Origin of the sequence: Bradyrhizobium jicamae (assembly GCF_018130215.1) — a bacterium.
Classification (GTDB): Bacteria; Pseudomonadota; Alphaproteobacteria; order Rhizobiales; family Xanthobacteraceae; genus Bradyrhizobium; species Bradyrhizobium jicamae_A.
This window is the reverse complement of the sequence record NZ_JAFCKQ010000002.1, coordinates 440,403-453,650: the sequence shown is the minus strand read 5'-3', so window position 1 is coordinate 453,650 and position 13,248 is coordinate 440,403. Positions and strand designations below refer to the sequence as shown.

Annotated in this window: 14 protein-coding genes; 7 read left to right on the top strand and 7 right to left on the bottom strand. The window is 61.0% G+C overall.

All coding sequences use genetic code 11. The features are described 5' to 3' along the window. Window positions 1-135 precede the first annotated feature (135 nt). From JQ586_RS05110 to JQ586_RS05095, 4 genes are all read right to left on the bottom strand, one after another. Window positions 136-915 carry an SDR family NAD(P)-dependent oxidoreductase gene (locus tag JQ586_RS05110; protein WP_212393395.1) on the bottom strand — a complete coding sequence of 260 codons (780 nt, stop codon included), beginning with the start codon at window positions 913-915 and terminating at the stop codon, window positions 136-138. 107 nt (window positions 916-1,022) lie between these two features. Next, entirely contained in the window at window positions 1,023-2,243 is a 1,221-nt protein-coding gene (locus JQ586_RS05105; protein ID WP_212393394.1) for an ABC transporter substrate-binding protein, read from the bottom strand. A 22-nt stretch (window positions 2,244-2,265) separates the two neighbouring features. Continuing rightward, window positions 2,266-2,667 carry a hypothetical protein gene (locus tag JQ586_RS05100; RefSeq protein ID WP_212393393.1) on the bottom strand — a complete coding sequence of 134 codons (402 nt, stop codon included), beginning with the start codon at window positions 2,665-2,667 and terminating at the stop codon, window positions 2,266-2,268. 73 nt (window positions 2,668-2,740) lie between these two features. Beyond that, window positions 2,741-3,778 (bottom strand): amidohydrolase family protein, encoded by a 1,038-nt coding sequence (locus tag JQ586_RS05095; protein ID WP_212393392.1) that lies wholly within the window; start codon window positions 3,776-3,778, stop codon window positions 2,741-2,743. A 209-nt stretch (window positions 3,779-3,987) separates the two neighbouring features. Here JQ586_RS05095 and JQ586_RS05090 point away from each other — a divergent pair, with 209 nt between their 5' ends. From JQ586_RS05090 to JQ586_RS05065, 6 genes are all read left to right on the top strand, one after another. After that, on the top strand, window positions 3,988-5,280 hold the full coding sequence (locus tag JQ586_RS05090) for an aromatic ring-hydroxylating dioxygenase subunit alpha (protein WP_212393391.1): 1,293 nt from the start codon (window positions 3,988-3,990) through the stop codon (window positions 5,278-5,280). Then, window positions 5,270-5,776 (top strand): aromatic-ring-hydroxylating dioxygenase subunit beta, encoded by a 507-nt coding sequence (locus JQ586_RS05085; RefSeq protein ID WP_212393390.1) that lies wholly within the window; start codon window positions 5,270-5,272, stop codon window positions 5,774-5,776. The genes JQ586_RS05090 and JQ586_RS05085 overlap by 11 nt, the downstream gene beginning before the upstream one ends. A 17-nt stretch (window positions 5,777-5,793) precedes the next feature. Then, entirely contained in the window at window positions 5,794-6,555 is a 762-nt protein-coding gene (locus tag JQ586_RS05080) for an SDR family NAD(P)-dependent oxidoreductase (protein WP_212393389.1), read from the top strand. A 63-nt stretch (window positions 6,556-6,618) separates the two neighbouring features. Beyond that, window positions 6,619-7,362: a TetR/AcrR family transcriptional regulator gene (locus tag JQ586_RS05075; protein ID WP_212393388.1), complete on the top strand. Its 744-nt coding sequence runs from the start codon at window positions 6,619-6,621 to the stop codon at window positions 7,360-7,362. Then, window positions 7,359-8,255, top strand: coding sequence for a VOC family protein (locus tag JQ586_RS05070; RefSeq protein ID WP_212393387.1), 897 nt, complete (start codon window positions 7,359-7,361; stop codon window positions 8,253-8,255). Before JQ586_RS05075 ends, JQ586_RS05070 begins: the two co-directional genes overlap by 4 nt. A 20-nt stretch (window positions 8,256-8,275) precedes the next feature. Beyond that, entirely contained in the window at window positions 8,276-9,118 is an 843-nt protein-coding gene (locus JQ586_RS05065; protein ID WP_212393386.1) for a VOC family protein, read from the top strand. A 40-nt stretch (window positions 9,119-9,158) separates the two neighbouring features. Here JQ586_RS05065 and JQ586_RS05060 read toward each other — a convergent pair whose 3' ends face one another. Then, window positions 9,159-10,781: an FAD-dependent monooxygenase gene (locus JQ586_RS05060; protein ID WP_212393385.1), complete on the bottom strand. Its 1,623-nt coding sequence runs from the start codon at window positions 10,779-10,781 to the stop codon at window positions 9,159-9,161. A 219-nt stretch (window positions 10,782-11,000) separates the two neighbouring features. Here JQ586_RS05060 and JQ586_RS05055 point away from each other — a divergent pair, with 219 nt between their 5' ends. After that, window positions 11,001-11,963, top strand: coding sequence for a LysR substrate-binding domain-containing protein (locus tag JQ586_RS05055; protein ID WP_212393384.1), 963 nt, complete (start codon window positions 11,001-11,003; stop codon window positions 11,961-11,963). Between the two features lie 80 nt (window positions 11,964-12,043). Here JQ586_RS05055 and JQ586_RS05050 read toward each other — a convergent pair whose 3' ends face one another. After that, a complete protein-coding gene (locus JQ586_RS05050; protein ID WP_212393383.1) occupies window positions 12,044-12,934 on the bottom strand; it encodes an SDR family oxidoreductase in 891 nt (296 codons plus the stop codon). A 15-nt stretch (window positions 12,935-12,949) separates the two neighbouring features. Continuing rightward, window positions 12,950-13,216, bottom strand: a complete 267-nt coding sequence (locus JQ586_RS05045; protein ID WP_212393382.1) for a hypothetical protein — start codon at window positions 13,214-13,216, stop codon at window positions 12,950-12,952. Between the last annotated feature and the right edge of the window lie 32 nt (window positions 13,217-13,248).

Genomic DNA, 13,248 nt, shown 5'->3' with positions numbered 1-13,248 from the left:
ACAACATATTTGTTGCCGACCTTGCTGCGGGCCGTTGCTGCATCGCAGTAGACGGCGATCACTCAACCTCTCCGATCCGCCCTCGCCGGTGCGGCTCGTCGTGGCAAACCTGGTCGCGCTGGTCTTTCGATCTTTTCAGAAGACGGCGGGGTACCGGCCGCCATCCAACATGACGTTCTGGCCGGTCAGATAACCGGCATGGGCGCTGCAATAAAACGCGCAGACGGCGCCAAACTCCTCGACACGTCCCATGCGCTTGGCCGGGCTGCTGGCGGTCGCAGCCGCGACTTCCTCGTCGAGTGTGCGACCGCTCTTGGCGGTCAGCTTCTGGATGTTGGAGCGGAGCCGATCGGTCTCGAACTGCTCCGGCAGCAGGTTGTTGATCGTCACGTTAGCCGCGACGTACTGCGCCGCAATCGCCTTGGAAAACCCCGTCAGCCCGATGCGCGCCGCAACGGACAGGCTCAAGCCGGAGTGCGGCTGCTTCACCATCGCCGACGTGATGTTGATGATCCGCCCGAACCTGCGTTCAGCCATGCCGTCGATCACGGCCCGCATCAGCATGATCGCCGACACCATATTGCTGTCGGCTGCGGCCAGCCAATGCTCGCGATCGAAAGCGCGCCAGTCGCCGACCGGCGGGCCGCCGGCGTTGTTGATCAGGATGTCGGGAGCTGGACAGGCGGCCAGCGCCGCCATGCGTCCGAGTTCGGTCGTGATATCGCCCGGGGCGACGGCGACCGCGACGGAAAATTTCCGACGGATGTCGGCCGCCGACAGTTCCAGGGGCTCCACGCTCCGTGCCGTCAGCACGAGGTTGACCCCTTCGGCGGCCAACGCTTCGGCGCAGGCCCGCCCGAGGCCTTTGCTCGCAGCGCAAACCAGTGCCGTGCGACCGCTAATTCCGAGATCCATGGTGTTTCGATCCTGACGGCTAGGCTGGCTTGGGCGTCATGCCGGCATCGGCTGCGGCGGGAGCCAGAGCCGAGCTCATCTGCGAACAGATCAAGCCATCGGCATGTTTAGATCTGGATCACGTCACCCTGGCCGACCCACTTCTCTCCGTCGAACTGGATCAGTTCCATGGCGTGGAAGGCGGCGTAGTTGGTGGGTGAATTCGACACCGTGATGCCGTTCAGGAGCATCGGCAGAGCCAACTCCCTGAGAGAGGTCGCCTGCTTCAAGAGATTCTCCCGTGTAAGCTCGTTGCCGCAGCGCTTCAGCACCTCGGCGATCGCACAGGCGCAATTGTAGCCGGGCACAGCATTGAGATCGTCCAGATTGTATCGCGGCATGTATTGGCTGGCGAACCGCTTGAATTCCTCGACACCCGGGTCGTTGGCGAAGGCCGGATCATTCGGCGCCTTCTCCCAGCGAGCGGAAATGATGCCCTTGCAGTTCTCGATGCCCGCCGGAACCAGCGTCTGTCCTATGCTTGCAGCGTTGGAGCAGATGATCTGGAGCGGCTTCCAGTTCGAGGTGGCCGCCTTGCGAATACCTTGCGCGGCGTAGCGCTGGTTGGTGAATTGAAGAAACGCATTCGCGCCGGCCGCCTGTATCGAAATGACTGCGCTGTCGATCGTGGGATCGGTGATCTCGTGAGACATCTCGGCCACGATCATCGTCGAGGCCTTGTCGCCGAGCCCCTGCTTCAGGCCCCGCAGATAATCCCGCCCAAGGTCGTCGTTTTCATAGAGCACGCCAATCTTCGCGTCCGGCTTGGTCGCAAGGAGAAAGCGCGCATATATCGTGCCTTGTGCGACATATGAGGGATAGAGCGGAACGATCCAGGGAAAGTTCGCCGGATCGTTGAAACGCTCGGATCCCGACGTGAAGAACAGGTTGGGCACCTTCTTTGAATTGAGATACTTCTGGACGGCGGCATTGGTTGGCGTGCCGAGCGCGCCGGCAACGGCAAAGACGCCGTCGGACTCGACGAGCCTTCGCGTTTGCTCGATCGTCTTGGGCGGAGAGAAGGCATTGTCGAGCGAGATCAGGTTGACCTTGCGTCCGTTTATGCCGCCCCGATCGTTGATCATCTTGAAGTAGGCCACTTGCGCCTCGCCATAGGACGCAATTGCCGAAACGGGCCCGCTGTAGGTCGCCGTCGTTCCGAGCTTGATCTCGGAATCCGTCACGCCCTCGTCGTTGGCGCTGCGCGCTTGCCGCGGTAAAAGCATTGGTGCCGCGAGTGCCGAGGCAGTGACCGCAAGCGCGCGGCGGCGTGTGATACTGGTTCGCATGTTCAGTCCCATGATCTGACGCCTAATCGAGACATATCGTCACCTCGCCTCGCACGGAGGGGAGCAAGGCGCTGTCGATGTCCCGGAAATCCGCCTCGTCGAGCTCGATGGCTGCCGAGAAGCCAAACGGATCCATGCGGCCATCGAGAACCGCCGGGTAGGTCCATTCCGCCTTCGCCACGGCGCGGGCTCCGGCACGAAACTCGATCGCCAATGGCTGCGGCTTGCTCGATCCGTGCCCGCTCTGATAGCCATCGCCGACGCAGTAGATCTCGAACTGGAACGACCTGGGGCCGCGGCGCTGTATTGCAATCTCGATATCGAGAAGACCGAAAGCGGCGTCAGCTTTCACGCCGTCATGATAGAAATAGACAAAGGGTATCCGGCCATATTTGCTTTCGCCGCGGCTTGCGTCCGACGGCACGTGAGCGTCACTCCGCCCGGGCGTGCGGGGAGGTACCGGACCGAGCAGGCACATCTGGGGGTGCGACCGGCACTCAACCATGGCGGGCCCCCAGCTTCGGCTCGCGATCCGTCTCCGCCGGGCCCAGGAGCCTCGTCAAGTCGTGATCCCGGCCGAGGAAGCCGAGAGCATTGGCTGTCAGCGCAGCCCTGTCCAGCGCGCGTGCCGCAAATGCACCGGGCTGTTTCTGCATGATGGTGAAAGGATAATCGGACCCGACAATGATATGATCGCGACCGACGGCATCGGCGAGATATGACAACGAAGCCGTGTCATAGAGAATCGTGTCGTACCAGAACCGACGGGCAACTTCCGACGGCGCTTGCTTCATCTGGCCCTTCAGGCCGAGCGACCAACCGACATCCAGTCTCGGCAGTATCCAGGACAGAGCTCCCCCGCCGTGGCTCAACAATATTCTCAAGCGTGGGAAGCGCTCGGGAATACCGGCCGCCAGCAGCGATACGGACGCGAGAGCCGTCTCAAGCGGAAAGGCCGCTACTGCCGCAAACTCCGGACCTGATCCAATTCTTTCCACGCCGGCCGGATGCAGCGGATGCACGAAAATTCCGAGATCCATCGCCTCCGCAGCTTCGTAGAGCGGCAGCAGGGTGTCGCTCCCGAGCGCCACACCGTTGATGTGGGTTCCGATTTCGATCCCGGCAAAACCGAGCGCCTTGACTTTCCGCAATTGGCTGACGGTGCGAGGCACGTCCTGCGCACAAACCATCCCGATGCCGGCGAAATTGCGTGGCGCTCGTGCGACCATCGCGGCGATCTGCTCGTTCATGAGGTCTGCAAGGTATTCGGCGTCACCTGCAGGCAGCCAGTGCGACAGCAGCTCGGGCATGGGGGACAACACCTGCACATCGGTCCCGTCGCCATGCATGTCCGAGAGCCGCCGACCGACGTCCCAGGACCGCGCATCAACCTTCCGAAAAACCTTGCCGCCAATCATCACCGCGGCCTGATCGTCGCCCGACAATTCGACGCTCGGCCAACGCGCGTCTCGACCCGCATCGGCGGCAAGTCGGGGAGGCACAACATGAGTGTGAATATCGATCACCGCGCCCACCGCGTCGCTCCCCGTTGCTGCTCGCATCGATCTGGACCGGAGGTTGCAAGCCAGACGGCCTCGAGCGGCTTTTTACTTTACAAACAGGATTGATTGTTTCTAATCTGGAGTCAAGACGCGTTTTGAGAAGCGTCAGGACGACTGCCGGATCGGCAAGGGACGAAACGCGGACGCTATCGAATGCGTCCGGATAGCTTGAAGGAGACGTCATGAGCGCTGATAACGCCGAGCCGGCCCTGCTCGTGGATCCGGCACAACGGATTTTCAAAGTCGCACGCCGCAACTTCGTCGATCGCGAGATCTTCGAGGCAGAGAAGGAGAGACTCTTCGACCGCTGCTGGCTCTATCTCGGCCATTCATCGGAATTGCCGAAGCCCGGCGACTTCATCACCCGTTCGGTAGCGGGCCGCAACATTCTGTTCGCACGTGATTCAAAGCAGCGGCTTCGCGCCTTGCTGAACACTTGCCCGCATCGCGGCGCCCAGGTCTGCCGAGAGCGCAAGGGTAACGCCAAGTCGTTCCAGTGCTTCTATCACGGCTGGACGTTCAGCGCCGACGGAAAGCTGCGAGGCCAGCCAGGCGAAGACTCCTATCCCGAGGACTTCAAAGCCCGCAGCACCTCGAACATGCAGCCCGTGCCGCGCTACGAGAGTTATCGCGACTTCAACTTCATTTCCTTCGATCCAGACATCGTTCCGCTCGAACAATATCTCGGCAATGCCAAGGAATATCTCGACGTCATCTGCGATCAAACCGAGGCCGGCATGTCGATCGTGGCGGGCAGCCAGGAGTATTCGATCCGCGCCAACTGGAAGCTGCTGACCGAGAACAGCATCGACGGCTATCATGCGGTGACGACGCATGCGAGCTACTTCGATATTCTGATGAACACCACCGACAACATGAGCGCCGGCACCGGCGGCGGCTTTGGTTACGATCTCGGCGGCGGGCATGCGGTTCTGGAATATGGCGCTCCGTGGGGTCGGCCGGTCGCACAGTGGATTCCGGGCTGGGGGGAAGCCGGAAAAACGGAGATCGCCCGGCAATACGACAACCTGGTCGCCCTGTACGGAAAGGAGCGCGCCGACCGGATCGCGCTCAAGAACCGCAACCTGTTCATTTTCCCAAATCTCGTCGTCAACGACATCATGGCCCTGACCGTCAGGACCTACTTTCCGATGGCGCCCGACTACATGGTCATCAATGCGTGGGCGCTGGCACCGAACGACGAGACCGCGTGGGCGCGCAAGTATCGCCTCAACAACTTCCTGGAATTCCTGGGCCCGGGCGGGTTTGCGACGCCGGATGATGCCGAAGCGCTCGAACACTGCCAGCGCGGCTTCAAGAATTCGAAGGAAGCGCTGTGGAACGACATCTCGAAGGGCATGGGCAAGGACAAGCCTTCGCACAATGACGAACTCCAGATGCGTGCGTTCTGGACCCAGTGGAACCGGCTGATGTTCCCGACCCCTGTTCCGAGCATCAAGGACGTTGCAGCTTGAGGAGGCGGTAATGCATTCCGTTAACCGTTCGGACGTCGAGGACTTTCTGTTTGCCGAGGCCGACCTGCTGGATCAGTGGCGCCTTCCGGAGTGGCTGACACTTTTCACCGACGACGCCAAATATGAGGTGCCTTGTACCGACCTGCCGCCCGGCGCATCACCGGACAGTAACCTGTTCTATATCGCCGATGATCGCACCCGGCTCGGCGAGCGGGTCAAGCGGTTGATGAAGCGCACCGCGCACGCCGAGTTTCCGCATTCGAAGACCAGCCGGATCGTCGGCAATGTCCGGATCCGCAGCCGGACCGAAGATGAAATCGAAGTGACCTGCGTATTTCAGACGCTGCGAACGAAGGACGGCACCACCGATCTCTACTTTGGATCGAGCAATTACCGGCTGGCGATCGACGGCGATACTTTCAAGATCCGGGAAAAACGCTGCCTGCTCGGCAGCGAAGGGCTGCGGCCTTCCGGACGCATCAGCATCGTGCTCTAGATCAGGGCGGATCAAGCATGAATTCGCGCTTCGCAAACCAGGTGGTCATCGTCACCGGAGCCGCCAGCGGAATTGGCGCCGTCATAGCCAGGCATTTCGCCGATGCCGGCGCGAAGCTGATGTTGTCGGATGTCAATGAAAAGCAACTTGCGGCGGTTGCCGAGGAAATCGCCGCGAGCGGGCGTGAGATACCAGCGGTCAAAGCCGGCGACCTCTCCAAGGAGGACATCGCCGGAGGCCTCATCAAGTCGACGATCGACACCTACGGCACGATCGACGTGCTGGTGAACAATGCCGGCGGCGGCATCATCAAGCCATTCCTGGATCATACTCCAGACACCCTGCGCACTACGATCGATCGCAATTTGTGGACAACGGTGTGGTGCACATGGCACGTCGTCCCCATCATGAAAGCCAACGGCTATGGCCGTGTCGTGAATGTCGGCGCCGATTCCGTTCGCAACGGCCTTTGGGATCACGCGGCCTATAATGCGGCGAAGGGTGGCGTGCACGCCATCGCTACCGGACTTGCCCGGGAGTTCGCCAAGGACGGGATCACCTTCAACGTCGTGGCGCCGTGCATCGTCAACACGCCCCAGGTCCAGAAGGCCACTCTGATGTCACCGCAAGCCCTGCAGCGCTTCGTCGACGTGGTGCCGATGGGCCGAGCCGGCGAAATGGACGAAATCGCGTCGATGGTCTGCTATCTTGCCTCGAAGGAAGCGTCCTTCGTCACCGGACAGGTCATCAGCGTCAACGGCGGAAGCACAATGCTATGACGGAGCCCGCCACCAGGTTTTCCGATCGGCGCGATCGCTGATCCGAATCATAAGAAAGCGTCCATGTCGAATACCAAGGATCCAAAACCGACGTCCCGCCTCAGCCGTGGAATGCTTGCGGTTCCCCCACCGCGCCAAAAGCTTCGATCGCGGCGAGAGAGTTCTGCCGAACCCAAATATGCTCCACGGCGAACCCAGGCCGAGCGCAGTGAAACCACGCGCAAGCTGCTGCTGGACGCCGCGACGAAGCTCATTCGCAGGAACGGATTCGGTGGTTTGAGGACCATAGAGGTCGCCGAACTGGCCGGCGTGTCCCGCGGTGCTCTGCTGCACCATTTTCCGAGCAAGCACGATCTGGTGGTGGCGGTGCTGACCTATGTCAACGAGATGACCTTCGCGCAGAGTACTCGCCGGGCGCAACTGGCTCGAAGCAGCGGGGATCCGATCGGGGATATCATCGAAGACGCCATGGATTTCTTCTTCGGCGACCCATTCTTCATCGGGCTCGCCATAGCGATGAGCGACGAGAGTACGCGCCGTCTCAGGCGCGAGACGTCGGAGCTGACGCGTCAAACCCGTTTTTCGATCGAAGCTGCGTGGCTGGATACCCTGATATCCTCGGGACTTCCCAGGCAGCTTGCCGGCGACGTTCTCGCACTGACATTGAGTGTCGTCCGCGGGTTCTCGGTAAGAACGCTGCTCGAAAACGATCCCGAGCAATTTTCGCGCCTGATGAGCCTCTGGCGCACCATCGTGGGAGAGTATATTGCGGCTTCGATTTCCAGGCGACCGAGGAAGCGGACATGACCAGTGTGAAGCAGTGGACCACATCTCCGCGCTGTCCCCTGATACAGCTCTGCTACGTTCGACTTGCGGTTCAGATACCGCAGCCGGCGGCGGCTTTCGCAACCGAGGTTCTCGGCTTGCAACATGTCCCCAACGATCTGGAGCCGTTCCTTTATCGTTCCGACGAACGCTATTACTCGCTTTGCTTCCCGCGCGACGCCGACAGGCCGAGCATCGGGATCGAGATATCGGATGAACAGGAGTTCGATCGCATCGCTCAAGATCTGGCGAGCGGGGGATTTCGCGGACGCGAAGCGACGAAGGATGAGTGTGCCCAGCGCTTCGTTCGCCGTGCGTTGATCGTCGAGGATGCCACGGGCAACGAAATCGATCTGGTCTTGCGGCCCGCCCGCAGCGGCCGTCGCTATTTCCCGAGCCGCGACGCCGGGGTCACGGGATTGCAGGGCGTTGGCCTCCGCAGCCGAGCCATCAAGGACGACCTCAAATTATGGACCACGATCCTGGGTGCCAGGATAACCGACCGGGTCGGTGAGATAACCTATCTCGGCATCGACCAAATGCATCATCGCGTGGCGCTTTACCCGTCTGACAGGGCCGGCCTCGTCTACGTGTCCTACGGCGTCGAAAGCCTGGATGCCTTGATGCAGAATCACTATTTCGCCGAGGAACGGCAGATCAGGATCCTGCACGGACCGGGGCGCGAGCCGGCATCCGGCCAGATGTTCGTCAGGTTTGCCGGACCGGAAGGTTACGTTTTTTCCTACGGTCACGGCCTGCGGGATATCGAGCCAACTCATCGCCCAAGACAATTCACCCTGGAGGCTTCCTCCCTCTGCGAATGGGGAAGCCAGTGCGCTGACATCGTCGAACTGCAGCCCGGTGCCGGCCACTAACGTCCGCTGAGGAGAGACACATGATCGAGCTCAAGGACCTTTCCTACGTCAGATTCGGGACATCCAATCTCGAGGACGCCGAAAATTTTGCGACGAAATGTCTGGGCTTGCAGGTCGGCGAGCAGTCCGGGAAAGCCCTCTATCTTCGCTCAGATGATCGAGCTCATACGCTCTGCTATTTCGAGGGTGACCCTGCCGAGCAGACCGTCGGCTTCGAGGTGGAAGACGAACGCAAGCTGAATGCTGCCGCAGCAACGCTGGACCAGTTGGGGCACCCAGTGCACGCGGGGACACCGAGCGAATGCGCGCTGCGCAAGGTCAAGGCATTTATCGGCTTCAAGGATCCGACCGGCAACCACGTCGAATTGGTGGTTCGACCGGAACGCAGCGGCAGGCGCTATTTTGCATCTCGGGACGCGGGTATCACCGGCTTTAGCCATGTCGGTCTATTCACCACCGATCCGATGAGGGATGAAAGGTTCTGGACCCAGGTCTGCAATGCGCGTGTCAGCGACCGTATCGGAGACATCGCGCTGATGAGGGTCAACGCCATACATCACACGATCGCCCTCGCGCCGGGTCCCGGGCCGGGCGTGCACCACGTCAATCATCAGGTCGAGAGCAACGATGACGTGCTGCGCTCCTACTATCACCTGTCGGGCCAGCGTGTGCCCATCGTGTTCGGCCCGGGCCGTCATCCGACATCAGGCGCAAGGTTTCTCTACTTCCGCGGTCCTGACGGGATGGTGTTCGAATATTCCGTCGGCGTGGACGAAATCGAGGACGAGGAAACGCACCGGCCGCGCCAATTTGGTTTCGAGCCGTCAAGCCTTTGCATGTGGGGCTCAAAGCGAAGCTGGTGAACGGACGAGCCGTTAACCCCCTTTTCTGTGAAGGGGTCGCTCAGTGCTGCGTGCGACCGGTCACCCGGTCCACGAGCTTGCCGACATTTGCCGGCGTGGCGTCACCGCGCCAGGCGATGTGCATGTCCGGACGCAGCAGGAACATCGACCTGTCGTAGAGTTTCCTCATGTGGGGCTCATCCAGGCGCAATACTGTCAGCGGCGCGCCGATCGCGCGGAATGCGGCCTCGAACTCGCTGAAGTCGATTTCGCTTCCGAAGACGAGCAGCGTGTACCAGTTGCCGACCACGTCCTGGAGCGGTCGCCCGTCGCTCAACCACATGTGCGGCGCCCGCGCGCCGGGCCGCGTATTGGGTGTGTAGGCGATGGTGTCCCACGTCTCCGGCCTGGAGTCCTCGTCGAGGATCGCCGAACCCGCATAAGTGTATCCGAATTCGGCGCCCCTCATGCTGTGCATCCGGCCATGATTGATCTTGAAGGATTTCGCGATTTCATGGCGCAGGTCGGCGCCATCCGATGTGTCCTCGAGGACGTGCGGCTTCACGAGCGACTGCCAGATCGGAACGCCTGAAGCGGCCCATCCGGAGCAGGCGACGTTGTGCGCACCCACCGGACGGCGCTCCAGTTCGTAGGAGTCCAGCAGTGCCGGCCCTCCCCAACCTCTGATCGCGCCGGCGAGTTTCCACGAGAGGTCGAAGGCATCACCGAGAGCCGTGTTCATGCCCAAGCCGCCGGTCGGAATCACCAAATGCGCAGAATCCCCGGCCAGAAACACCCGGCGGTCCCTGTAACGTTCGGCGAGCAGAAGGTGATAGCGCCACGTCAGGACGTGCAGAATCTTGATGTCGCAGGGATAGCCGACCAGCCTGGCAATGACGGCCTTGAAGTCAGCGTCTTCCGGCAGCGAGGTGTGAAGGGTGAATTCCTTGCGATCGCCCTGAACGACGATCGTGAAGCTCTCGGCTGGATCAAGAAATGTGTAATGACGTCCCTTGCCGTAGGGGATCTTGTCGAACAGGTCGGCCGAATAGAAGATCACCTGACGCAGTTCGCGGATCGATCCCTCGCCCTCCAGTTTGATGTTCAGCCGCTTGCGGACGGTGCTCACGCCGCCGTCGCAACCGACCAGGTAACGGGCGCGTGCGGTGATGTCTTCGCCATTGGCCCGACGGACCGTGACGGTCACCCCCGCATCATCCTGCTCGAAATCGGTCACCTCGCAGCCGTGCCGCACCGTGACATTGGGCGTGCTCTCCGCCACCTCCTTCAACAGCGGTTCGACCTTGTTCTGCGCAACCAGCTGGTAGGGCTCGAGTGGCAAGGAACCGTCGTGGGTGCGCCCAATTCGCGTCCGCCATTCCGCGACCGACGGGAACGGCAGCACAGCCACAGGCGGCTCGCTGAGACGCGTCATCAGGAAAACGTCCATCGGCATGTCGGGCGGGAAACCGAGGTCGCGGATGCGGTCGGCAATTCCGATGCGGCGGAAGAATTCCATCGATCGGGCATTGGTGCGATCCATCTTCGGCCACGGCGCCGTCGCCGGGCGGCGTTCCAGCAGAAGACACGTCACGCCTCGCCGTCCAAGATCGATTGCCGTGCAAAATCCCGCAGGCCCCGCACCTGCTACGATGACATCAAACGGTTCGGCGCTGGCAGGCATGGTTTCCTTCCCTTGCTCACGCCTGGAGGATCGCAGTCGTGTTTTGGCACAGCCTAAATCGGCAAGGGATGGACGCCATGACAATGTTGTCAAACCGGACTTGAGAAAAGTTGAAATCAGGACGCCGTTGACCGCCTATCGCTTTGACTCAACGGACTATTTTGGTGATCATGGGTCCTTGGAAGCTTGTTGAATCGCTCTCGAATCCCGGTTTGTCGGATGCCGTTTCATCTCCCATCGCTCAACGCGCTCCGCGCATTCGAGGCGACAGCAAGGAATGGAAGCGTATCCAGGGCGGCACGTGAATTGAACGTTTCTGCGGGCGCCATCAGCCGGCACATTGCGCTTCTCGAAAGCGACTTCGGCTGTCAGCTGTTAAGACGCGAAGCGCGCGGAATGACTCTAACCGAACACGGAGATGCTTATTTCAAGGTCATTTCGCAAGCTTTCGAAAGCATCGACCAGGGCAGTCGCCACCTGAGGAGCGGCACACATTCCACGCCCCGACTTTCGATCGTGCTTTACTCGGCCATAACAACGGAATGGCTCGCGCCACGGATTCGGCGATTCCACGCCTTGCATCCTTCGATCGAGTTGCATCTTTCGGCCAAAATGCAACCGGGGAATTTCGACACCGACGCGGTCGATATGGTCGTGACTGCCGGAGAGCCGCACAGATCCGACGTCCATTCGGATTTGCTGTTTCAACCGAGATACATACCGGTGTGCGCTCCGAAGCTGACGGACGACAACACGACGCCTCGCGATCTGCGCAACCAGAACCTGCTCTATTCCACGCGTGAGGCGCACATATGGAATGCCTGGTTTCGATTTGCCGACGGCGATTCAATTGACCTGAGAGGTGGGTGGAAGCTCGACAGTCTGTCCCTGACCTATCAAGCGGCCCGTTCGGGCGCTGGTATCGCGCTGGGCGAGTTGTTCTACAATATCGACGAGATTGTTACGGGGCGCCTGGTCACTCCAGTCCCCATTGTGGTCGAGGATGGCCCGCCATTCTTCCTGTCCTGCCGCCGATCACGGAAAGACGAAGCAGGAATCGCCAGCTTTCGAAAATGGATTCTCGATCAGGCGCAGCAGACAAGCCAGGCGGTCAATGCATGGATCGCTGGATTGCCGCGTGCGCCCCGGACCACTACTCGCGACCGGTCGCAAAATGACTGAGGTCGGGCCAGCATTGAAGGTGCGCCAGCGACGACCAGCCGCTGGCACTCGAGGTTGTGTCCGAAAACCTCTCGACCACTTCACGCCTTGAAGTAGCCGGGCTGGCCGATGTCGGCAATCAGGCTGGCCCCGGTGGGGGTCCAGCCCAACCGCTGCTGCGTCAGGGTGCTGGAGGCCGGCATGTCCAGACCGGCGAACATTGCCAGGGGCCCGTAGTAGTCGCCCGCCTCTTCTTTCGTGATCGAAATGACCGGCACATTCAACGCGCGGCCAATCACTTCGACGACCTGGCGCATGGGTACGCCTTCCTCGCCAACGGCGTGGTAGATTCCGTCTGCCTGCCCCCTCTCCAATGCAAGCCGGTACAAGCGGACGACATCCTGCCGGTGCGCTGCGGCCCAGCGTTCGGCGCCTTCGCCGACATAGGCGGCTGTGCCCTTTTGACGCGCGCGATCGACCAGATAAGAGATCAACCCAGCCTTTCCGGCGGCGCCATGCACCTGCGGGAGACGTATGGCCATCGCACGGACACCACGCGACGCATAGGTCAAGCCGGCCTGCTCTGAGACGCGTGGAGCATGCGGGCTGGACTCGCGCCGCATGTCTTCGGTGATCAGCACACCTGGCGCGATGAGGCCCGTTCCCGAGGTGACGATGAAGGGCTTGTTGGTACCTGTCAGCACGTCGCCCATGGCTTCGATGGCAGCCTTGTCGATCGCACCATTCTCCGCGAACTTCGCGAAATCATGGATGAAGGCCAGATGGATCACGCCATCCGCGTCCCTTGCGCCGCTCCTCAGGCTGTCGAGATCCTGCAGCGAGCCGCGATGAACCTCCGCACCCAGTTTCTCGAGCGTCTCGACATTCGCTTCCGAGCGCGCCAGGCCGACGACCTGATGCCCGTTGGCAATGAGTTCCTTCGTGGTTTCGGTACCGATAAACCCGGCGGCCCCGGTGACAAATACGCGCATAAGATGGTCTCCCGTTCAGCAGGTCGGGATATTGCTACGCTTCTCGTTCGGGTAAAGCAGTGAGATCATACAGGTATAATTGCTAACAGGATGATCGACGCGAATTTGCCCGGAGCTCATCTCCAGGATCGTCGCCACATTCGCAACCGACATCGCCTGTTCCAATCGACGACCGCCCAGGCCATTCCAGCGAATTTTCCGAAACTGCTTCGTGCCGATCCGCAAGGCGCGGGCCTTGCGCCGCCCCCTCAATCCAAAGAAGTTAGCCGGAAAGCCGGACATCGATCCGGTTGGCCGCGACCGCTTGGCAAGGC

Coding starts and splice junctions, on each gene's coding strand:
- JQ586_RS05090 (WP_212393391.1), top strand. CDS start 3,988: ATGAGCGCTGATAACGCCGAGCCGGCCCTGCTCGTGGATCCGGCACAA.
- JQ586_RS05070 (WP_212393387.1), top strand. CDS start 7,359: ATGACCAGTGTGAAGCAGTGGACCACATCTCCGCGCTGTCCCCTGATA.
- JQ586_RS05110 (WP_212393395.1), bottom strand. CDS start 915: ATGGATCTCGGAATTAGCGGTCGCACGGCACTGGTTTGCGCTGCGAGC.
- JQ586_RS05105 (WP_212393394.1), bottom strand. CDS start 2,243: ATGCGAACCAGTATCACACGCCGCCGCGCGCTTGCGGTCACTGCCTCG.
- JQ586_RS05045 (WP_212393382.1), bottom strand. CDS start 13,216: ATGTCCGGCTTTCCGGCTAACTTCTTTGGATTGAGGGGGCGGCGCAAG.
- JQ586_RS05080 (WP_212393389.1), top strand. CDS start 5,794: ATGAATTCGCGCTTCGCAAACCAGGTGGTCATCGTCACCGGAGCCGCC.
- JQ586_RS05055 (WP_212393384.1), top strand. CDS start 11,001: ATGCCGTTTCATCTCCCATCGCTCAACGCGCTCCGCGCATTCGAGGCG.
- JQ586_RS05075 (WP_212393388.1), top strand. CDS start 6,619: ATGTCGAATACCAAGGATCCAAAACCGACGTCCCGCCTCAGCCGTGGA.
- JQ586_RS05065 (WP_212393386.1), top strand. CDS start 8,276: ATGATCGAGCTCAAGGACCTTTCCTACGTCAGATTCGGGACATCCAAT.
- JQ586_RS05060 (WP_212393385.1), bottom strand. CDS start 10,781: ATGCCTGCCAGCGCCGAACCGTTTGATGTCATCGTAGCAGGTGCGGGG.
- JQ586_RS05050 (WP_212393383.1), bottom strand. CDS start 12,934: ATGCGCGTATTTGTCACCGGGGCCGCCGGGTTTATCGGTACCGAAACC.